Origin of the sequence: Psychrobacter pasteurii (assembly GCF_900162815.1) — a bacterium.
Lineage (GTDB): Bacteria > Pseudomonadota > Gammaproteobacteria > Pseudomonadales > Moraxellaceae > Psychrobacter > Psychrobacter pasteurii.
The window spans coordinates 86,681-108,707 of the sequence record NZ_FUGD01000049.1 but is presented as its reverse complement, the minus strand read 5'-3'; the positions used below and the strand labels follow the sequence as shown (position 1 = coordinate 108,707).

The window sequence follows — 22,027 nt, the reverse complement described above, 5'->3', positions numbered from 1 at the left end:
GTTGGTTTGAACTTAAACGACAACTGGAATATAAATGCAAGCATGCAGGTTGTCAGCTTGAGATGGTAAATGAGAGTTACACTACCCAGACCTGCTCGTGCTGCCTTAAAATAAGTGACAGTAGTCCAAAAGGTAGAGCAGGCTTGCGAATAAGAGGATGGGCTTGTGCTGAGTGTGGCACATGGCATGATAGAGATATCAATGCTGCTAAGAACATCCTTGCGGTCGGGCTTGACTGTCTAGATGTAGGAATCCCCTCGGTTTAGCGAGGGGAGGAAGTCAATGAATGAAGTCGTATAAATATAGGGCGATGAAAATTTAATTAAAGCCCAGTTATTGTTAGTCAAAAGACTGTAAGGGCTTAAAGGTAATGTGGTCTTGAGGAAGTTTACCCACCTCACGTAAGCGCCAGTTTAATTTGCCCTCATTGCTTACCTGAACATAGTACTTCGATTCTAACTCATCAAGTTCTACGTTTGCTGAGTATCGATTGTCTTTAACATGCTCTAATATGGCATCCCGGTCTTTCTTAATATCCGTAGCATGAGAGATAGACAAGGTAAGTTTATCTGGATAGTACAGGGGGGTACCATCTAATAATTTGCCTGACTCTAAGCTTTGCTGCGGATAATTTAGATTAAAAATAACCTCACCATCTTTGGCAAAAGTCATCTCACCTTGTAGCGCCAAGTCATGGGCAAGCTTATCACGCGACACGTCTTGGTATAAAGTCTTACCATCCATATACCAGTCATCACGGACTACGGTATCTTTAATTTGCACGGAATAAAATACAAACCAAATACAGGCCACTACTACAAATAAAGGCAGACCAATGACGAAGATAATAACCATGTAGTTCTTATACCAAGGCTGAGTATCTTTGTGCCCAAAATTGGTAGGAGAGGTGGATTTTTTCATAGGAAAACCTTAAGCATTATGCATAAAATAAAGGGCCAGCTTATAGGGCTTGACCCTATAAAACTGGCGATTTAAATGTCTAAGTATCTTATTTAAGACACTGTTTTTAGTGACTTATCTCTTCGTCTGAGAAGTAAAGACGTTGGTTCTTGATGCATGGTAAGAGCCATCTTTACTGTCAACGTTAAAGGTTATAGGCACTTCATCTTGATCAATGGCTTCTGGATCAGCCGCTACACTTACTGGCATATCATAACTTTCACCAGCATTAAGAGGAAGAGAGGCAAATCGAGTTTTTAGAGTGAAGCCCTCAGGTGCTGTAATAGATAACGTATATTCATGAGCTTCCTGAGTTTTGTTGGTCACCTTAATAATATAACTATTAACGATTTGGCCTTCTGCGTTCATAGAAGATAACTGGTTACGGTCTCCACGAACATCAATCTGAAGAGGAACACGGTCAATCAAGGCATAAGTAACCACGCCGATTAATACTGACAATAATAACAGATAGGCGAATAATCTAGGACGTAGGTAACGACTTTGTTCATTTTCGACAAGCTGTCGTTCAGTGGTATAACGAATTAAACCACGGGGATAGCCCACTTTATCCATGATTTCATTACAAGCATCGACACAGGCCGCACACTGAATACATTCTACCTGCAGGCCATCACGAATATCGATACCAGTTGGGCAGACTTGAACGCACATGGTACATTCAATACAGTCACCAAGCTCTTCTGGCTTGGTACCTTTTTTGCGCGGACCTCTAGGCTCACCGCGGTTGTAGTCGTATGAGACAATCAAAGTGTCTTTATCAAACATCACACTTTGGAAGCGGCCATAAGGACAGATATAGACACACATGAACTCACGCATATAAGCTGCGTTGGCATAAGTGGCAAAGGTAAAGATAAACATCGATACCCAAACCCAAGTTGGCCAGTCAGGGAAAGGAATACCTGCTAGAGACTGCCAGCTGCCATAGATCACAGAGGTGCCTGCCACATAACTAACGAACGTCGTGGCCGTAAATACTGACATCACAAACCAGATGAAGTAAATCAGTAGTTTTTTAGAGATTTTGCTCGCTGAATTAGGCTGCTTATCAAATTTAATACGCTTGTTTCTATCGCCAATTACCCATTTTTCAACATGCTGGAACAGGTGAGTCCAAATGGTCTGAGGACAGGCATAACCACACCACACACGTCCGGCATAGACGGTTACCATAAACAGAGCGAAGGCTGCAATGATAAAACCTGCGGCAACAAAGAAGAAGTCTTGTGGGAATAAGGTCATCCCAAATATGTAGTAATGTTGACTAGGTACATCAAACCAGATGGCTTGTCGCCCGTCATACTTAATCCAAGGTAGAATTAAAAATAAGGCTAACAAAAAATACATACTAAATAAGCGTATGCGCTGATAAAAACCATCAGTAAAACGAGGGTGGATGCGTTTTTTTGTGGCGTCCATATCATGGACTGGAATTTTATTAGGGGAGGGGGCTGACATAAATGTACCTCTAAATATTAGAACCATTATGCTGGCAAAAGAAGAGCAAGCGATTTGTTTCGACGCGAGTTACTCTACTGCTATTTTAACATTGATTTATCAGATTCGGTTAACTCTGAGTTAGCCTGTACTGACTATATAAAACTAAGCATTTTAAGGTAAGTATTAGATCATTATTGTCTACTTACACAGACTTATATTATCAATAGCTATTATATGGTTATTCACGGTATAAAATACAATCTAAATATATGTTTAAAGCTAATATTCTACAGGGAAGGTAAAACGAATAAAGGGGACTGTATTGACAGCCCCCTTTTGATGATATTAAAGATTAGTCTGGGATAGATAACTCAACATTCTAAATGTCGATTAATTGCTATTTAGCAGCTGTATCTGCTGGAGCTACAACAGCGTTATTCGATAATGAATAAACGTAAGAAGCTAATAACATAATACGTTCGTTACCAAGCTTAGTCTCCCATTCTGGCATCACACCAGCACGACCGTTACGAACAGTTTCCTGGATCGTTTCGCGATCACCGCCAAATAACCAGATACCGTCAGTTAGGTTAGGGGCACCTGCTGAAACCATACCTTTCGCATCTTGACCGTGACAGATAAAGCATTTTTCTTCAAAGATTGCTTTACCTTCAGTAACTTTAACTGGATCAAGTTCTGTTTTCTCTTGGTTCTTAGAGATTGAAAGAACGTATTCAGCTACTGCACGAACACCTTGCTCGCCGATATCATCACGTTGAGCTGGCATAGGTAATGGCTGAGTTGGGTCAAGGTCTACATGGCGACCATTATGTAGGGTTACCAAAATATTTTCAGGCTCACCACCGTGTAACCAATCATTGTCGGTTAAGTTAGGATAGCCTGGAGCACCTTGAGCGGTTGAACCGTGACACACTGCACAGTTCTGTAAGAACAGACGTTCACCAGCCATTAGTGCTTTTTGGTTACCAGATAACTCTTTTACGTAAGGAGCTAGAGCTTCAACGTTAGTTTGAATCTCTTGGCTTAACTCACTGCTACGCTCAGATTTAACAGGTTCTTTAGCTTGTAAAGAAGCCAAAGTAGCCAGTTGCTTTTGAGCCGCCGCATTAGGTAAGAAGTTAGTATTAAAGTTTTCAGTGAAAACCTTGTTGTTCTTTTCTAGGTCGCTATAAAGCTCATTCTTTGAGCTCCAAGGTACTGTTTTACCGTCTACTTCAACAGTTGCGATACCGTTGAAAGCATGTGGGAACAGTGCTGGGAAAAGTAGGAAGTAACCTAAGCCCCAAACGATACTACCAAAGAAAATAACCAACCACCATTTAGGAAGCGGCTTATCATACTCTTGAATAACATCATCATAAGTATGACCTGTAGTGCCGTCTTCTTCTAAATCTGGTTTGTTACGCAGAACGAAAAGGAGCACGCCAAGAATACCTAACCAACAGGCCAGACTTAAGATGGTGATCCATGAACTCCAAAATATGCTCATCTTTTATCCTTATTGCGTGAATTAGAGGCTGATGACCCTAACATGTCATCATCCAACGCAAGCTGTGCATCTTCTTCAAAGCGCTTCTTGTTACTAGGTGAATACGCCCACCATGCGATACTGATGAAGGCAATAAATGCCCCCACAGTAGCAATAATATGTAGGTCACTGATACTCATTAGCGCTGACCCTCCATCGCGGTGCCAAGCTGCTGTAAGTAAGCCACAAGCGCATCAAGTTCGGTTGCACCCAATACTTGGTCAGGAGCACCTTCGATGTCTTCTTCAGTGTAAGGAACACCAAAGCGATCACGGAATAAGCGCATTTTGGCTTGTACTTTACTGCCATCGACTTCTTGCTTAGCTAACCATGGGAAACCTGGCATAACTGATTCAGGTACCAATGATTGTGGGTCGATTAAATGCTTTTTCTGCCAATCGTCAGAATAGCGTCCACCAACACGTGCAAGGTCAGGACCAGTACGTTTTGAGCCCCATAGGAATGGGTGATCCCACGTAGATTCTGCAGCACGTGAATAAGGTCCATAACGTTCAACTTCAGCACGTAGTGGACGAATCATTTGTGTATGGCACACATGACAGCCTTCACGGATATAAATATCACGTCCTTCAAACTCTAACGCTGTCCATGGTTCCATAGTAGGTAAGGGTTGGTTAACCCCACCTTCTTCACCAGACTTGGTATCAAAAATTAATGGAACAATCTCTACTAATGTTGCAAAGCTAATTGCAATAACAATAAAGATGACCAGCAAGCCTGTGTTTTTTTCAATTATTTCATGAGCTGTACCCGCCATGATATCTCCTTAAGCGATTGCTGGTTTACACGTTAACAGGCTGAGTGTCTTCGTCATCTTTGACGATAGGACTATGATTTGTTGGGTCAGCTTCGTCAACAGGACGAGCGCTTGGCATCTTGATAGTCTTATAAGCGTTATAAGCCATCACGAACATACCACTTACATACAACAAACCACCAAATGCACGACCGATGTACGGGTAGTGAGAGAACGTTACTGTTTCAATGAAGTTATAAGCAAGCGTTCCATCTGGGTTTGTTTGACGCCACATCATGCCCTGTCCAATACCAGAGATCCACATAGAAACGATGTAGAAAATAGTACCCGCAGTTGCAAGCCAGAAGTGAGTATTAATTAAGCTGATTGAATACATCTTAGGCTTGTTGAAAATACGTGGAATTAATACGTATAAAGAGCCCATTGTAATTAAGCCTACCCAACCTAGTGCACCTGAGTGTACGTGACCTACAGTCCAGTCAGTGTTATGCGATAAAGCGTTCACTGTCTTAATTGACATCATTGGGCCTTCGAAAGTTGACATCGCGTAGAACGATAAAGCAACAATCAAGAAGCGAATGATTGGGTCAGTACGTAGTTTATCCCAACTACCTGATAAGGTTAGAACACCGTTAATCATACCACCCCAAGAAGGAGCGAATAGAATCACTGAGAACACCATAGCTAAAGACTGGGTCCAATCAGGAAGTGCAGAGTAGTGAAGGTGGTGTCCACCAGCCCACATATATGAAGCGATTAACGCCCAGAAATGCACAATTGATAAACGGTAAGAGTAAATTGGACGACCGATCTGTACCGGTACGAAGTAGTACATCATACCTAGGAAGGCTGCTGTTAAATAGAAACCAACCGCGTTATGTCCATACCACCACTGAACCATCGCATCAGTAGCACCACCAAATAGTGAGTAAGATTTAAATAATCCTACTGGGATGGCCATACTGTTAACGATATGAAGTAAAGCAATAGTGATAATGAAAGCTGCAAAGAACCAGTTTGCTACATAGATATGCGACGTTTGACGCTTAATCAATGTACCAAAGAAAACAATGGCGTAAGAAACCCAAACGACTGCGATTAGGATATCGATAGGCCACTCAAGCTCTGCATACTCTTTGGTTGAAGTTAAACCTAAGGGTAAAGTGATGACAGCAGCAACAATGACTGCCTGCCAACCCCAGAAGGTAAACCACGCCAAGTAAGGAGCGAATAGTCTGGTTTTACAGGTACGCTGTACGATGTAGTAGGAGGTTGCAAATAAAGCAGAACCACCAAACGCAAAAATTACCGCGTTCGTATGCAGCGGTCTTAAACGGCTAAACGTTAGCCAAGGGATATCGAAGTTTAGGGCAGGCCAAGCCAATTGTGAGGCGATAAACACCCCAAGACCCATGCCTATAATCCCCCAGACGATTGCCATGATTGTGAAATATCTGACAATTGTGATTTCATAATCACGATCGACTGGAGAGACTGCTGTGTTATTTATACTCATTGGAATATTTCCTTTACAGCCTTAAGTATCAAAGGTGTCAACCAAAACTCAGTAGCCTATAAATAACTCTGAATAATAAAGCTGACACTTAGGGTCGACTTTAAAGGTGTTTATAACATGCATTTATTCAGTGGTTTAGTTTGGAAATGGCTAACTATTGAGGAGCTAAAACCTAAATTTTAGTCTCAAATGTTTGGTTGCTATACCCGATGTTATCTAAATATGAAGCTATTGTAACGCATAGGATACAAAATATCATCTGACGAAACAGTCAAATCAGAAAAAACCCGTAAAAAATTTATGGGTAAATCGCTTTATTCGTTAAATACTTGAGTCAAAAGGTACAATTATCACTATGCTACGTTTCAAAACAGCATAGAGTAACACTTAACTTGTAACATTAAAAATGACTCAGTAAGTCAAAAAATACTGTACTGTCTATGGTTTTTGATACAATCTAAGCTTAGTATTTACCTCAGTTGGTTAGATAGCTGTTTTATCTAGGGTTTTTACGAACAAAAAAGTAAAAACATTTATGATGCGACCCATCAGTTGATAAAGCTCTAGCGTTAGCTCTTGATACAGTCAAAGTAAATTTTGCTACTTTAATAAAACCTATCTTGACTATATTAAGTAATAACTATATAAACTATAAGCATTATTTTGAAATATCAACTAATATGCTTAAGGTATATTTTAACCCTATTTTTACTTTAACTCTATTTTTAATTTGAACAGGGAAACTCTTATGGCAGTTTTTTTAACGGATGAATGGTTTAACGAAGTGGATCGTTTAACTGCAGAGGCTGGTGATTTAAATCTTCCACCAGCATTGGCTAACACCAAAATTAACCTAAAAATCACCAATACCGCAAATGGTGATGTTAATGCCGCTCTTGAAAACGGTGTTTTGAAAAAAGGTGAGACAGACGCAACCACCACGATCAATATTGATCAAGAGACCCTAAAAGCGATTGCTTTAAAAGGCGATATGAATGAAGCAATGAATGCCTTTATGTCAGGCAAAATTCGTATTGATGGTGATATGGGTCAAGTTATGGCGCTACAAACGGCCAAGCCTTCAGTTGAACAAAAAGATCTTTTCAAAAAAATCTATGCAATGACTGAGCAAGCGTAATTATCTTTACGGTTTAGTTTACGCCTAGATTAAGAAAAAAAGAGTGTTTGCTTAGCAAACACTCTTTTTTTATGGCCAACTATCTAATCAATCAAATCAAAATAAGCAATCAAATCAAATTGATGAGATAAAACATGAGCAGCATGCCTGAGATAAAAAAGCTGACAGACAAAAGACTGATAGAATGAAAAGCTTTTTCGCCAAGTAGAGACTTCATAAACAGTGTTAGCGCCTTATTATTATTTTTAGTAGAAGGTATTTCATTTGAAGCCGTATCAAAGGCTGAACTGGCTAGCTGTGATTCTGACTTCACATAAGTTTTTGACGGCGTTGAAGAGGCAGCCGAAGAATTAGTAGGGCAGGCTTGTTCACGATATAGTAGTGCGACTTCTTCTTTGGCGCCTGATAAGTTGGTGTCTAAATTTATCGAAGGAGTGTGGCTGACCTTTTTATACTTATACTCATAAGGCGGGTTGGCCGATTTATAAAAAGCAGGTTGTAGAAAGTTAGAGTCGGCTGAACCTTCTGCCATTAATAAGGGAATAGGCAGGGAAGAGGGGGTAAAAATCTTGTCAGAAGTAGAAGGTTTCATAAACACACTGATATGAATCGAATAAACTCTATTGATTTACTCTTTCATTTAGAGAAGTTGATTAATAGTAACCTTATTTTGTAACAGTTGTAAATACAGAGTTTGTGTAAATTGTTAAAAAGTCAACTATTTTTAATATATTTATCAGTATCGACCAAAAATTACTGATTTATCAACAAAAAAGCCGACTCAGTTAATGAATCGGCTTTTTTTAGCGGTTGTGCTTAGACTTGAGTTTTTATTGATTAGTCTGCTTGATTCTCATGATAAATAGCAGCTTGCAGCCAAATGTTGGCTTGAATATAGTCATTGACCTCAATTTTCTGAACACTTTCAGTGGTTGGCGTTGCTACACGTACCACAAAAGGATCAGCATCAGGCTCACGCAAGATGGCCACATCAAACACAGTTAGTTGACGGTCGTATAAGGTTTGCTGCTGTTTACCCAGTACTTGACCTTGGCACCAAGCCTCATCTTCTTGACCCAAAGTTTCACCAAATAAATAAGCACACATATTGCCTAGATTGATTTCAACTGGGGCCAATTCTTCATCGGTATCGGCCTGCCACTGATCTATTTGTTTATCTAAGTCTGCAGGAATAACGCCATTGTTCTTAGCCACAATATCATTGTAGGCACGGTGGTAGCGAATGGCTTCAGGGTCTTCAACTAAGATAACCTCATCTTTATTGCTAGGCTCAATGGCGTATGCCCACGCACTAAAGTTAACGAAATATTGTTGGCCTTGGCGATAAAGAGGTTGGTTAACGGTATACATTTGGTCGAAGGCATAGATAACGCTGCCATCTTCACTGATTAGACGTAACACAGCATCTTTGGTTGAAGGATTGGCGATGATACGGTCAATTTTGCACACCAAGCCATAAGGGCTATTCACACAAGGGAAGGCGTTAATGAAGTTTTGAGGCTTGCCGTCTTTCATGGCCAACACTTGATTGATATGACACATCTCATTGCAAGATAACAAGAGGTGCGGCAAAGAGTCTTTGGTTAAAGCAGGGTTTAAACCAGCGGCAATGGTTGCATCGTCAATAGAGTTCTGTAGCCAATTAGGCACATCGTTTTCGATGTTGTCGGTTAGGATACGCCAGTGATCGCCATGACCTGCGGTTTGTTCATCGGTTAAGGTAATGGTGATAGGGCGTACGTCTGGATGCTGGCTATATTTATAAACTTGAGTTGTCATAATAAACTTATACTTTTGATGGTTGATTTTAAGGGTGGCTACATTTTAATTTGTTATAACCCGACGCTGTAATGGCAAGCTGTCGCTTTGATGTTAAAAGCGGTTTGGTAAAAGAGTCATCAACGTAGCTAGAAGTTTTGCAACCCTCTGCTCTATTAACTAAATAGGGGCAACTTATCTTAATACAAGATCATACCCCTATTATCGTTGGTAAATTGCGGTTATTTCTATAAGTAAATTAAGAGTTTTGGTCAACAAAACAAGTCCCAGATAGATATATTAAAATAATTGCATAAATCAAACATAGCCAAGTTAGTTGTGTTTGTGTCAAACTATGGGCTTTGCTATTTAGCATGACCCTTTAATTATCATTTTAGTTATTATCTTTTAGTTACTCTATTAGTTAACTTCTAATCGGTTAAGAGCCTGAATTATGTTTCGTCCATTAGCCTTATTTTTAGGATTACGTTATACGCGTGCTGAGCGCAGTAACCGCTTTATCTCTTTAATATCACTGATTTCCATGGTGGGATTGACTCTAGGGGTTGCCGTATTAATTACGGTTTTATCCGTAATGAATGGATTTGATCGTGAGCTTAAGACTCGTATTTTAGGGATGGTCCCACAAGCCACTGTCAGTTCAGGTGAGATTATTTCTGATTGGAAAGGTCTGGCCGATAAGATTGAGAAAGATCCTGAAGTAGCCGCCGTTGCTCCTTTTATTGAGTTACAAGGGATGTTGACCTCAAATGGTCAGGTGGCAGGTATCATGGTTACCGGTGTTGAGCCTGAATATGAGAAAAATGTTTCGATTATTAATGAGCATATGGTCGAAGGCAGTATTGATACCTTAAAAGATGGCGACTTTAGTATTGTCTTGGGCGAAAGCATGGTAGAAGCCTTAGGGTTGCAAGTAGGGGATAAGGTAACTTTGGTATTACCTGAAGCTTCTCCTTCACCAGCTGGAGTTATTCCAAGATTTAAGCGCTTTACGCTAACCGGGGTGTTTAATATCAGCCGCGAAGTGGATAACTTAGTGGCCTTTATTCCTATGGGCGATGCAGCCACTTTGCTGCGGTTACCACCTGGCGCTCAAGGGGTGCGTATGAAGTTGGATAATATTTTCTTAGCCCCACAAGTGGCACAAAGAGCTGCCAACCTTGAGCCTGAGTATCTGTATCCAAATGATTGGACCAAAACTCATGGTAATTTATTTGGTGCCATTCAAATGGAAAAAGCGATGGTGGGCTTGCTGCTGTTCTTAATCATTATTGTGGCTGCCTTTAATATCGTCTCAAGCTTGGTTATGTTGGTGACGGATAAAAAAGCAGACATTGCTATTTTAAAAACCTTTGGGGCTTCACCAAAGCTGATTACCCAAGTATTTATGGTCCAAGGTTTAGTGATTGGGGTTATCGGTACTGTGGCTGGAACTGTCTTAGGGGTTATTTTAGCGTTGACGGTTGGTGACCTACTAGGCTGGATTAACCAGGTGTTTAACTTGCACTTATTTGATGCCTACTTTATCAACTATCTACCTACTGAGCTGCGCTGGACGGATGTGTTGATTATTACTAGCACTTCATTCTTATTAAGTTTCTTGGCAACTATTTATCCTGCTCGCCGTGCGGCCAGTATTCAGCCGGCTCAAACCTTACGTTACGAATAGTAGCGTGGCTTTGAGGGATAAAAGAGATTTAAACAGCCTTTTAGAACAACAGCAATTGAGAAAATAGTATGTCAGAGATTTTAGTCGCAAAAAACATCAACAAAATTTACGATGAAGGCAATATTCGCACTCAAGTGTTAACGGGTTTGAATTTAACGGTAAATGCGGGCGAGCGTATTGCTATTGTAGGTACCAGTGGTTCTGGTAAAAGTACCTTATTGCACCTTTTAGGGGGCCTTGATGTGCCTACCTCAGGGGAGGTTTGGTTGCATGGCAAATGCTTAAATAACCTTAATGAGACCCAGCGTGGCGAGATGCGCAATCAGCATTTGGGCTTTATTTATCAGTTTCACCATCTATTGCCTGAATTCACCGCAATCGAAAACGTGGCAATGCCGCTATTACTTCGCAAAGAAGTGCCTATTAAAGAGGCGCGTCAGCAAGCGGTTGACTTGCTTGAACGTGTGGGATTAGGCCACAGACTAGAGCACCGCCCAGGTGAGCTATCAGGTGGTGAAAGACAGCGTGTGGCTATTGCTAGGGCTTTGGTGACTAAACCTTCATTGGTGCTGGCAGATGAGCCAACAGGTAACTTAGACTATGACAATGCCCAAAGTATCTTTGGCTTATTGGCTGAGCTTCAAGATACTATGAAAACTGCGCTATTAATGGTGACTCACGATAGAAACTTGGCCGCTATGGCCGATCGTCAGATGCTGCTAAAAAATGGTAAGTGGGAAAACTTTGATGATTAACCCTTAAGGAATTTATTTGATTTGGCTAGCAGGAATATTAGCAATTGCTTTAATGTTAGCCATTTTAGAGCTGGACCCGAGCCAGCTCTATGCTCTTAGCAACCTGTCTCATCAAGTTAACAGTGAGCGCTGGCAGGCAGCCGCCTACCTATTATTGGCCTTAATCGCTTTGCTGTACGGCTTGTCTTATCTGATTTCATTATTTTTAAAAACAAAAACCTCTCTTCATACTTCTTCTCCTTCTATTTCAATAAAACCGCTATATGTCACGCCTTACACCCAGCTGCGTCAGCAAGGGCTCTTTCAGCCACTTATTAAACTGGCTACGTTATTACTGCTGTTATTGGCGGTGCTATGCAATAGTGTGGCACAGCGCTTAGCGTTTATAGAAGCTTCTCCCCAAAATAACCTTTATATAGAAGCTGTGGTCACCCCAATAGGTTTAAGCGATAAGCGCCTGGCAGTTGAAGAAGGAGAGGTGGTACAAGGCTATCGGCAACTGGTTGAGTTGTCTGATATTCAAGCTGACTCCTTGCAACAGGAAACATCAGTAACGCCTGACTCAGTTGTGTCAAATAAGTTGCCAGCGACGATGACGGTTATGCTGCAAAGCTATCAAAGTCAGGATAGCCCGCTTAACCAGCTAGCACCTAATCAACAGCTGAGGATGAAGCTAGCTTTACAGCCCCTTGAGATAAAGGATAAAGCCAATGCCGATGAGTTTGATGAATACCGCTGGTTAAGCAGCCGTCATGCTACCGCCAAAGCCTTTGTGGTCGATACCAACTACTCCCTGATAGAACTGGGAGATGACTTAACATTGCATCAAAAAATTGATGTGATGCGTTATCAGTTTCGGGAGCATTTTTTGCAATTAATGACTGAGCGCTCACAGCAGGCCAATCATGAGAGCTCTAAAGTTAAGGACAGCCAGGACGAAGTTGCGGTAACTTTAAGTTTATTAACCGGTGACCGCAGCTTAATCAGCGATGATATGACGGCCTTATATCAGTTTGGCGGCATATCTCATCTATTGGCCATATCTGGCACGCATGTTCTATTTCTAAGTTTGCTGTGTGCAGCCTTAGCAACCGCTGTGATTAATCGTATTAGACCCAGTATTTACCACTGGCTACCCCGCTGGCAGTGCGCCTTTCTTATTGCCGCCATAACCGCTTTTGGCTATGCCCTTTTTGCAGGGTTTGATGTGCCCGCCTTGCGCACGGCTTGTATGCTGCTGTTGGTTGGCATAATGCGTTATTTTTTAGCAGTACCCTCTATTTTTAAAATGCTACTGGTATTGGCCGTGGCTATGGCTTGGGCAGATGTATTTGTCCTATGGCAGGCAGGGTTTTGGTTGTCATTTGTAGCAGTAGCAGTCTTGGTGGCATACAGTCAGCGGTGGCAGCGGGTGGACAAACAAGTTTCAGGCACAGCAGCTAAAGCTAAGCAGCACCTGTTTTCTTTATTTAAGCTACAGCTTTGGATGTCGCTTGCCTTACTGCCGATTAGCCTTTGGCTCTTTGGTAAGGTCTCCCTTTGGGGATTTGTGATTAACTTATTTGCCATAGGTCTATTTGGTTCTATCATTGTTCCCATTAATTTATTGGCCAGTGTGCTATTTGTCTTAATGCCTAACAATGCTTTATCGGCCGCACTGTGGTCATTACTATTTTGGATACTAGATCAACTACATAGCTTGCTACTGTTGTTACAGCTTACTTTCCAACAAAGCGGTTGGTTATATAGCGAGATGAGTTTGCCATTAATGGGGCTTTTATTACTCATGGCACTGCCTTGGATGCTGCCTAAGTCTATGCTGAGTCGAGGATTGTCAGCTGTGCCACTGCTTGCGATTGCCGCAATGGTATATGCCAATGAGGATGTCACCAAAGACTCGGTGCATATCACCGTACTAAATCCAAAAGATTTCAATTATGCTGCCAGTTTAATACAGGATAAACAGCAGGCGTGGTTGCTCCTCTCAAGTTATGAGAAGGAGTATAAGACTAAAAAGGCAAGTGAGGAGTTGACGCTCAAGCAGCAAACACAGCTTTCTCAGAGATTATATGATCAGTTAAAAGAGCATAAGGTTGAGCAATTAACCGGAGTTATTGTTCAAACGGCAACCACTAATTTGGCACCGGTAGTGGCACAGCTTAATGAGTATATGCCTATTTCATACTATTGGCAGGCCGGATTGACTGCTCATAAATTGAGTGTTGATAAGGCTTTGATGGGGTCTTCTTTACAAGCTCAAAGTTGTCACGCGACCAAGCAGTGGCCTGAATCTTCACAAGCTGATCTTCTGAAAGCTAAGCTAGATTTTGATTCGCTTTCGTTAAAGGTGCTTACGGGTTGGGAGCAAGTGAAGGACAATCGGGTTTGGGATTGTACGATAGAAGTAGCGAGTAGACGGCCGATTTATCTAAGTGAGCAAGGTAAAACTGAGCAGCTATTCACCGCTGTTGGGCCGATGGTTAGTGGAGATAAAGAAGAAGCGACAACCAGTATAATCAATCAAGATTCTAATCCACTTAATATAGCAGTATTTTATAGCAGTTCTAAGCCGCAATTGGCACAGCTTTGGCAGTTAATATGTGAGTCTCAAACACAGTCGCATGACACTTGGCTAACTCCCTCTCAGTCAATAATAGAAAAATCAATGGTGGATAGCTTTTCACCTCAGCAATGGAGGATAATAGGTCAGAATCATGCCTCAGCCACACTGCCCTTAAAAGAAAGCTATCTGTATTGGCAACAGCCGAAAAATTAAGATATGAATTAATATTTTACAGAATTACCGCTGACAAAGTAGGGCTCGGTCAGGTATGGTATGAAGTTCTAATTGATTGAGGCTTGAATGCTCAAGACTAAGTCAAAAGTTAGCTTAATTTTCTGACTTAAAGCTTGCTTAAAAGTTAAGTCAATTGGTCAATAAATACATCAATCGATAAGTAGGATTCACATTTTATATGTCAAACTGGCCACCAGATCCCAATAAAACCCCTGATAATAATCCGGCTCCAAATAATTCCAATAATAAATCACCACAGACACCACGCTCATTACCTGTAAGCTCTGGCGGCCGTGAGTGGCATTTACTAGAAAAAACCCTAATGGCCAGCATCGAAGAGCAACGTCGTGCTCGTCGTTGGCGTGTGATATCTAAAGTACTAAGTTTACTGACTTTGCTACTGCTATTTTTTATGCTTAGCCGTGGCTGTGCCCCAACCGAAAATATTAGCACGGTAGATGTTTCCAAGCCACACCTTGCCGTTGTTGATATTAAAGGGGTTATCGGACCTGATGATGTAGCAAACTCATATGATGTAAGCGCCGCTTTAACCGAAGCGTTTAAGTCAAAGGGCTCGAAGGCCGTGGTTTTAAACATCAACTCTCCTGGCGGCTCGCCAGTTCAGTCTGATGAGATATGGCAAACTATGATGGAGCTACGCGAAGAGTATCCAAAGAAAAAGCTATATGCGGTCATTGGTGATATGGGAGCTTCTGGGGCTTATTACATTGCTTCTGCTGCTGATGAAATCTATGTTAACCCATCAAGCTTAGTAGGCTCTATCGGGGTTATCATGCCAGGCTACAATATCGAAGGTCTTATGGACAAAGCGGGTATTAAAGACACCACTTTGACAGCGGGCGAATATAAAGATATTTTAAGCATGAGCCGTGAGTTAAGCGACTATGAAAAAAAACATGTCGAGAATGTGTTAGATAATACGCACAAGCACTTCATTAATGCAGTTAAGCAAGGTCGTGGCGATAAGCTAAAAGACCCAGAACAAAATAAACTATTCTCTGGTCTATTTTGGACGGGTGAGCAAGCCATTAACCTAGGCTTAGCTGATAAAAAAGGGAGTTTAATGACGTTAGAAAAAGAACTTAACTTAGATAACGTTGTTGATTATACCCCTGTCGATCCGATGAGAATGTTCTTAAATAACTTCGCGCTACAACTAGGGTCTGGTATTGGCTCATCAGTGGAGTTGAAGCTATTACCAGAAGAACAAACTTCAGCTGAGATGAGATAAATGCCAATAACTTCAAATGTGTCATTAAAAATGGACTTTTCAAGCTTGCCCGTATCTAAAGTGACGGGTAAGCCAGTGATTCATTTTGCCCATGCCAATGGTATGCCAAGCCGAGTTTATCAACCTATATTTGAGGTGTTAGAACAGCACTTTACGGTTGAGTATATCCCAACCTTAGGTTTCGATGAGCAAGGTAATCCTACATACCCTATTGATAATCATTGGAAAAGTTTAACCAATCAAATTATTGATAGTGTGCAAGCACTGGTAAAAAAGCATAAGGTACCAGTGATAGGTCTAGGCCACTCCTTAGGAGCGTTATGCACCTTGCAGGCCATCTATCGTAAACCCAAACTGTTTGTACAAGCGGTATTGATGGATCCACCGCTTATCTATGGTAAAAACAACCTGCTTTGGCATGCCGCTAAACTTGTGTCGCAAGAGCGGGCAGATAAAATGTCTCCTGCCGGCATTTCCAAAAATCGCCGTGATGTTTGGGACAGTCGTGAGCAAGCTCATGAATTATTACGTCCAAAAAGCTTCTTTAAAAATTTTGATGAGCGTACATTTGAAGGCTATCTGCAGCATGGCTTAAGAGATCAAGAAGATGGAACAGTTACTTTAACCATTCCTAAAGAGGCTGAAGTGGCTGTGTTCCGTACCAACCCCTCTCTTTATTGGCTCAAGCCGAATAAGCCACCTAAGAGAACTGTTACCTTGCTAATAGGCGACAGCAGTCGTTTTTATGAAATGGGTTTCCCAAATAAAGTGAGACGCCGCTTGTCTATTCCTTTTAAGCTACATGCAGGCGGACATATGTTTCCTTTAGAGTATCCTGATTCAGTGGCTCAGTTAATCTTGGCCACTATCGCAGAACAAGCTTAGTTTATTAAGCCTTATTAAGTATTAAGCCTTGAGCTTATTAGACCTTACTTGGGTTGTGAACCAAATTACAGCCTAAGCTAAGGGGTTTAATACCTCCGTCTGTGCCAAGTGTTGCCCTCCTAATTTGGCACAGACCAATTACCTGCAATACCCTACACATTCTTAAAAAAAACAGCTTCTATTATGTTTAATAAACCTGCTACTAAGCCAACCTCAGAAATCAAAGAAGCACACACCTCTGCTAAACTATTCTCTAAGCCTGGGGTAGTGGCCCTTTATATTGGTATAGTTGCACTGTTTTTAACGTTGCAGCTTATAGGCGTATACCTGTTTGCTCCTGTGGTTTTTAATGACTTTTCATTAACGACGGCACAGCGATTTGGTATGGGTAGCTTTGATGGCACAGTAACTAGCTTCGCTATGATGTTTACGCTAGTGGCCCTGCTAGTTATTATATATGCCATTGTGAAGTGGCGTATTCAGGCAGTCTCATCACAGTCATCAGCTTTGACCGCTACCGACAATGCTGCAGGTAAGCCTAACTTTAGTTATGGTGTTGGTGACTATCTAGCATTAAAGCGTTTTCCGATGTACATGGCGGTGGGCTTTATTGGGTTGTGGCTGCTGTTTGTGATCGCAACTGAGACCTTAACTTATATTTTGGATAAAAACCCCACTGCCTTTGTCGATGATCTATATGACAGTGCCAATCCAAAGTGGCTATTAATCGTGACGATGGTGGTTATCGCTCCGATATATGAAGAGGTGATGTTTCGGGGCATCTTGTGGAGCGCTGTACGAGAACAGTTTGCAGGCGCTAAAGGGGTGTGGATTGCCAGTATTGCTACCAGTGTTCTATTTTCATTGATTCATTTGCAGTATGCCATTTATGAGATGAGCATGATTTTTATCCTAGCGTTGCTATTAAGTTATGCCAGAGCCAAGTCAGGCTCCTTATATCTACCCATTTTATTGCATATTATTAATAATGGGCTGGCTATGTGGATGTATCTTATTGTCAGTTAACTGTTGCCTTTAATACATCTTGTTGCCTTAAATAAAACTTACTGCTTTTAATAAAAAATGCCCCCTGCTGTTTTAAGTAGGGGGCATTTTTTTAGCTTTAGTACAGGCTAGTCTTGTTGTTTTGCTCTTTCTATCAACTGTAACGTGGCGTCACCAGCGGCTTTAATCTCTGCAACGGTTAGCTGCTGCTTACCGCTTAGTGCCTGTCGCCATTTACGCGCTCCTGGTAGGCCTTGGAACAGCCCCAGTAAATGGCGTGCAATAGAGGTGAGAGGCTCTCCATTAGCCACTTGCTGCTCTAAGTAAGGATACAGCTGATCTAAAACCTGCTCTCTACTTGGAGCTTGCTCTCCCCATAACTGCATGGTTTCAGCCAATATATAAGGGTTATGATAAGCGGCTCGGCCAATCATTACGCCATCTACTTGTTGTAAATGTGTTTTGATTTGCTCAACGCTGTCGATGCCACCATTAATTTCAATTTTCAGTTCAGGCATTTCTTGCTTTAAGCGATAGACATCGTCATATCTCAGCGGCGGAATCTCACGATTTTCTTTCGGGCTAAGGCCTTTCAACCAAGCAATTCGAGCATGCACAATAAAGCGCTCACACCCAGCTTCGGCACTGGCGTCCACAAAGTCTTTCATAAACTGATAACTGTCGTACTCATCAATGCCAATACGATGCTTGACTGTGACAGGGATGTCTATTTCTGCTTGCATATGACGCACTAAGTCTGCGACAGTATCCGGCTCTGCCATAAGGCAGGCGCCAATTTTATTATGCTGAACTCTATCAGAAGGGCAGCCGACATTGATGTTTACTTCATCAAATCCGCGTTTTTGAGCTTCAAGCGCACATTGGGTCATCTCCGAGATATCTGCTCCGCCCAGCTGCAATACCAACGGGTGTTCGCTAGTATCAAAGCGCAGCAAACGATCGGTATTGCCATGTATGATAGCCCCCGTCGAAATCATCTCGGTATATAGATAAGTATGGGGGTTAAACAGACGGGCGAAAAAACGATAGTCTGTGGTAGTCCAATCGATCATTGGGGCGATCGAAAGGCGTTTGTCGGTCATGATATTTTGCAAAGCAGGTTGGCTCATATGAAAGATTAAGTCCTAAGTACACAAGTTAATAATAACTGACTATAGCTTGATAGATTCATCCAAGTTTTTGAATTTGGGTAGACGATAGATATAAAGCCCGATGATAAAGGTCACGATACTGACAAAGGTAATGTATAACGCCGGTGAGAAGCTGACCAAATTAGTGGCATAGCCTAGGCCAAAGGGTAGGGTAATACCGACTAGCGCGTACATTAAGTTATAGGTCAAAGAGACCGCGGTTACTCTAACTTCAGTAGGAAATAGCTGTACTAAGATCACTGAGCCTAGGCTCATAATGCCGGCACAGAATCCTAAAATGGCATACATAAATAAGATAAAGCTACCGCCCCCATGTTCTAGATGATAAAAGAAGGCTAAAGCCTGTATCATCAAGGCGGCTGCGCCTATCATCATTGTTTTACCAGTGCCACTTTTATCCGCAATCAACCCATAAAACACACAGCCAATCATCAAGAATAACAGGCTTAAATTGTTTGAGAAGGTTAACATAGACTCATCAATACTAAATTTCATAGAGATGAGCTCTGGTAAAAGTAGGGCAATTACCATGGTAAGACTGGCGATAATAAAAGTAATTATCATGGCCAAAAATATGGCATTAAAGCGCTTAAGATAAGGGCTTAGTTCAGATAGTTTAAGCACAAACGGTTGTTTGTTTGGCTGATTGGTAAAAATTGGGGTTTCATTGAGAGTTTGCAATAGTAGCAACACAACAAAGCTAAACATAGCCGCCCAGACGAAGGGAATGCGCCAGCCACTTTCAATCAGTTGATCTCTAGTATGAGTGGAAGTAATGACTTCAAACAAAAGGTTTGACCCCAACTCACCCAACATAAAGCTTGCTGTGACGAAGCTTAAATAAGTGGCTAAGTTTCTTTTATTGACGTGCTCTGCAATATAAACCCAGCCTAGAGGAGTGTGGGCGCCAAAAGCCATACCCTGAATTAAGCGTGCGATAAAAAATAAAATAGGGGACAGTATCCCAACTTGCGCATAGGTTGGCAGGCTAGCTGTGATTAAGGCAGTTACTGCAATACAGGACATGCTGATTATTAAAGCAGGGCGTCGACCTTTCACATCGGCATAACGCCCCAAAAGCATAGCCCCAATAGGGCGGGTCAGGTACCCAGCAATAAATAAGCTTAAGACCTGCATTTTGGCCAAAATAGGATCATCATTGGCTGGGAAAAAAGTGCTGCTGATAATGTCTGTCATAAACAGATAAATCAAGAAGTCAAAGTAAGTAACGGCGTTACTGGCACATATGATCATTAACTGCTTTGGTGAGACTGAGCTCGATGAGTCGGATAAGGCAACAAAAGGCATAATAGTCGTATCGCGTAATATAAATATTGAATTGGGCTTTAATTTGCAGTCAAAAAAACACTGTTTTTATGAGGTCTTAAGGCTAAGTCTACTATAACAGCCAATCAATCGGCAGAGAGGACATGACGTTTATCCAGAGTGAGTCTATAAAATCAATATGAGGCTCTTTATCGTGATAAACCATTTGGCTTTCCTCTAAAGTTTGCCACTGTAGACGACCTTGATCGGTTAACACAACCTTATAAGCTTGATTGAGTAAGTCGTCACTAATGGCAGTATGTAGCTTCAATGCCAACTCCTCATCTTCAATCACCACGCCCATCTCAGTATTAATGTTGGCGGATCTTGGGTCTACATTATATGAGCCGATAAATACACTGTGATCGTCTACCGCAAAAGCCTTGGCATGAAGACTGGTAGAGGATTGTGAGCGGGCACGCCATAGCTTGTTTTCTCTATCCTCTTTAGAGGCTGTGGCTTTTAATTCATAAATCTCTATACCGGCTTGCAATAAAGGAACTCGCCACTGTGCGTATCCGGCATGAACTGCAGAGACATCGGTGGCATTAAACGAGTTGGTGAGTATTCTAACCTTTACCCCTTGTTGTGCAAGTTTGATTAAGGTATGCACCCCATCTTTGGTGGGAACAAAATAAGAAGAAACGATAGAGAGGTTCTGTGTAGGGGTTCCTAATAACCCTCTTAATTGAGCCACCAAATGTACATTAGGGTGAGTGTTTTTTGACAACTTCTCAACATCATCACTCAAAAAAATCATGTTTGCCCAGCGAAAAGGCACTTGCTTATTGATTAAGTCAGAGTCAATGGTCGAATTTTCTAAGGCTCGATTATACACACTTAATCCATCATGGTTAGCCTGAGCTTTCTCAGGATAGATTTTATCCAGGCTAGCAATGAAGTTGTTGGTATTGGTTTTAGCGTCGTTTGAGGCATTGATAGATGAACTATGCCCTTTTTGTTTGACTAAAGTTTCAATGTCATAAGAGAGCGGAGAGCGCCAATATTGCTCAAAACTCTCATTAACATCTTGTACCACATCACCAATTAATAGCACATCTAGGTCAGCAAATTGGCTGTTTTCATCATTGCTTAAGTATTCATCTCCGACATTTCGGCCACCGACGATGCTTAAGTTACGGTCAAAGGTCATGCTTTTATTGTGCATGCGATGATTAATGCGTCTTAAGTCGGTAAAGTAGTTTAAAGTCTGAAACTTTCGAAAAGACATGGGGTTAATCAGACGTACGGCGATATTCGGGTGACTGGCGAAGCGTAATAAGTGCTTATCTAAAGCGGCATTATTATTAAAATCATCCAATAAAAAACGAACCACCACACCGCGATCAGCGGCTTGCCATAACTTTTTTAGTAAAAGTTGACCGGCTTGATCGTTATGCCAAATATAATATTGAACATCAACACTTTCGGTAGCTAAATCGGTGAGGATACTGCGTGAGGCAAAAGCATTGGCTCCAGTCACAATAGGGTGGTAGCCCGAAAGGTTGGGGTGTGAGCGATTTTGCTCAGAAATGGACTCTATTAGTTTGTTGCTTTTAGAATCGAGCGAGGGCTGGCTGGACTTGTTGGTGTAATGAGCATTAATAGACTCAGTGAGCTCAATGCTTTTGGCCATATGAGGGGTCTTAGGTAAGGTACTACAAGCACTAAGAGCCAGTATAAAAAAGCTTACCACAATTAGCCTAAGCGGCCAGGTGCTTGTCTCAGTTATGCCAGGTAAGCGATGACAAGCAGCCTCCAAGCCTGATTTTTCCTTGTTTAGCGTTATTTGGCTTGCCAAGGAAGGGCTTGCTGCAGTGGGATTGTCAGGGCGGTTAATAAGAGAATGGCTCAAAGTTTTATACCTTTATGAAAACTCGCTCTACCAGAAATTCACTGTCATTTATGCTTTAAAAACCTATGCCAAAAAATGACAGTAAATATAACGGTATAAAATAAAA

General features: G+C 41.6%; 19 protein-coding genes. 8 read left to right on the top strand and 11 right to left on the bottom strand.

Going from position 1 to position 22,027, the window contains the following annotated elements; translation table 11 throughout:
• Positions 1 to 266, top strand: a 266-nt coding sequence (locus A1232T_RS02905; RefSeq protein ID WP_077447970.1) for a zinc ribbon domain-containing protein, incomplete at its 5' end; no start/stop codon positions are given.
• A 73-nt stretch (positions 267 to 339) separates the two neighbouring features.
• Here the strand turns inward: A1232T_RS02905 and A1232T_RS02900 are convergent.
• From A1232T_RS02900 to ccoN, 6 genes are all read right to left on the bottom strand, one after another.
• Positions 340 to 921, bottom strand: a complete 582-nt coding sequence (locus A1232T_RS02900; protein WP_077447969.1) for a FixH family protein — start codon at positions 919 to 921, stop codon at positions 340 to 342.
• Positions 922 to 1,035: 114 nt separating this feature from the next.
• Positions 1,036 to 2,442 (bottom strand): cytochrome c oxidase accessory protein CcoG, encoded by a 1,407-nt coding sequence (ccoG, locus tag A1232T_RS02895; protein WP_077447968.1) that lies wholly within the window; start codon positions 2,440 to 2,442, stop codon positions 1,036 to 1,038.
• 379 nt (positions 2,443 to 2,821) lie between these two features.
• On the bottom strand, positions 2,822 to 3,934 hold the full coding sequence (ccoP, locus tag A1232T_RS02890) for a cytochrome-c oxidase, cbb3-type subunit III (RefSeq protein WP_077447967.1): 1,113 nt from the start codon (positions 3,932 to 3,934) through the stop codon (positions 2,822 to 2,824).
• On the bottom strand, positions 3,931 to 4,113 hold the full coding sequence (locus A1232T_RS02885; RefSeq protein WP_077447966.1) for a cbb3-type cytochrome oxidase subunit 3: 183 nt from the start codon (positions 4,111 to 4,113) through the stop codon (positions 3,931 to 3,933). Before A1232T_RS02885 ends, ccoP begins: the two co-directional genes overlap by 4 nt.
• Positions 4,113 to 4,751 (bottom strand): cytochrome-c oxidase, cbb3-type subunit II, encoded by a 639-nt coding sequence (gene ccoO, locus A1232T_RS02880; protein ID WP_077447965.1) that lies wholly within the window; start codon positions 4,749 to 4,751, stop codon positions 4,113 to 4,115. Before ccoO ends, A1232T_RS02885 begins: the two co-directional genes overlap by 1 nt.
• A 25-nt stretch (positions 4,752 to 4,776) precedes the next feature.
• Positions 4,777 to 6,267 (bottom strand): cytochrome-c oxidase, cbb3-type subunit I, encoded by a 1,491-nt coding sequence (ccoN, locus tag A1232T_RS02875; RefSeq protein WP_077447964.1) that lies wholly within the window; start codon positions 6,265 to 6,267, stop codon positions 4,777 to 4,779.
• Between the two features lie 748 nt (positions 6,268 to 7,015).
• Here ccoN and A1232T_RS02870 point away from each other — a divergent pair.
• Entirely contained in the window at positions 7,016 to 7,405 is a 390-nt protein-coding gene (locus tag A1232T_RS02870) for an SCP2 sterol-binding domain-containing protein (RefSeq protein WP_077447963.1), read from the top strand.
• Between the two features lie 109 nt (positions 7,406 to 7,514).
• Here A1232T_RS02870 and A1232T_RS02865 read toward each other — a convergent pair whose 3' ends face one another.
• The gene (locus tag A1232T_RS02865; protein WP_077447962.1) at positions 7,515 to 7,997 is read right to left on the bottom strand and encodes a hypothetical protein; all 483 of its coding nucleotides are present in this window, start codon (positions 7,995 to 7,997) and stop codon (positions 7,515 to 7,517) included.
• A 245-nt stretch (positions 7,998 to 8,242) separates the two neighbouring features.
• The gene (locus A1232T_RS02860) at positions 8,243 to 9,205 is read right to left on the bottom strand and encodes a hypothetical protein (RefSeq protein WP_077447961.1); all 963 of its coding nucleotides are present in this window, start codon (positions 9,203 to 9,205) and stop codon (positions 8,243 to 8,245) included.
• A gap of 433 nt (positions 9,206 to 9,638) precedes the next feature.
• Here A1232T_RS02860 and A1232T_RS02855 point away from each other — a divergent pair, with 433 nt between their 5' ends.
• The 6 genes from A1232T_RS02855 to A1232T_RS02830 all read left to right on the top strand — a co-directional run bounded on the left by A1232T_RS02855 (position 9,639) and on the right by A1232T_RS02830 (position 17,589).
• Positions 9,639 to 10,874, top strand: coding sequence for a lipoprotein-releasing ABC transporter permease subunit (locus A1232T_RS02855; protein ID WP_077447960.1), 1,236 nt, complete (start codon positions 9,639 to 9,641; stop codon positions 10,872 to 10,874).
• Between the two features lie 68 nt (positions 10,875 to 10,942).
• Positions 10,943 to 11,629 (top strand): lipoprotein-releasing ABC transporter ATP-binding protein LolD, encoded by a 687-nt coding sequence (gene lolD / locus A1232T_RS02850; RefSeq protein WP_077447959.1) that lies wholly within the window; start codon positions 10,943 to 10,945, stop codon positions 11,627 to 11,629.
• 16 nt (positions 11,630 to 11,645) lie between these two features.
• A complete protein-coding gene (locus tag A1232T_RS02845; protein ID WP_077447958.1) occupies positions 11,646 to 14,405 on the top strand; it encodes a ComEC/Rec2 family competence protein in 2,760 nt (919 codons plus the stop codon).
• 199 nt (positions 14,406 to 14,604) lie between these two features.
• The gene (gene sppA / locus A1232T_RS02840; RefSeq protein WP_077447957.1) at positions 14,605 to 15,678 is read left to right on the top strand and encodes a signal peptide peptidase SppA; all 1,074 of its coding nucleotides are present in this window, start codon (positions 14,605 to 14,607) and stop codon (positions 15,676 to 15,678) included.
• Positions 15,679 to 16,563 carry an alpha/beta hydrolase gene (locus A1232T_RS02835; RefSeq protein WP_077447956.1) on the top strand — a complete coding sequence of 295 codons (885 nt, stop codon included), beginning with the start codon at positions 15,679 to 15,681 and terminating at the stop codon, positions 16,561 to 16,563.
• A gap of 183 nt (positions 16,564 to 16,746) precedes the next feature.
• The gene (locus A1232T_RS02830) at positions 16,747 to 17,589 is read left to right on the top strand and encodes a CPBP family intramembrane glutamic endopeptidase (RefSeq protein WP_077447955.1); all 843 of its coding nucleotides are present in this window, start codon (positions 16,747 to 16,749) and stop codon (positions 17,587 to 17,589) included.
• Between the two features lie 107 nt (positions 17,590 to 17,696).
• Here A1232T_RS02830 and dusA read toward each other — a convergent pair whose 3' ends face one another.
• From dusA to A1232T_RS02815, 3 genes are all read right to left on the bottom strand, one after another.
• On the bottom strand, positions 17,697 to 18,698 hold the full coding sequence (gene dusA, locus A1232T_RS02825; RefSeq protein ID WP_077447954.1) for a tRNA dihydrouridine(20/20a) synthase DusA: 1,002 nt from the start codon (positions 18,696 to 18,698) through the stop codon (positions 17,697 to 17,699).
• 42 nt (positions 18,699 to 18,740) lie between these two features.
• Complete coding sequence (locus A1232T_RS02820; protein WP_077447953.1) at positions 18,741 to 20,048, bottom strand: MFS transporter; 1,308 nt, start codon at positions 20,046 to 20,048, stop codon at positions 18,741 to 18,743.
• A 91-nt stretch (positions 20,049 to 20,139) separates the two neighbouring features.
• Positions 20,140 to 21,702, bottom strand: a complete 1,563-nt coding sequence (locus tag A1232T_RS02815; RefSeq protein WP_077447978.1) for a phospholipase D family protein — start codon at positions 21,700 to 21,702, stop codon at positions 20,140 to 20,142.
• Between the last annotated feature and the right edge of the window lie 325 nt (positions 21,703 to 22,027).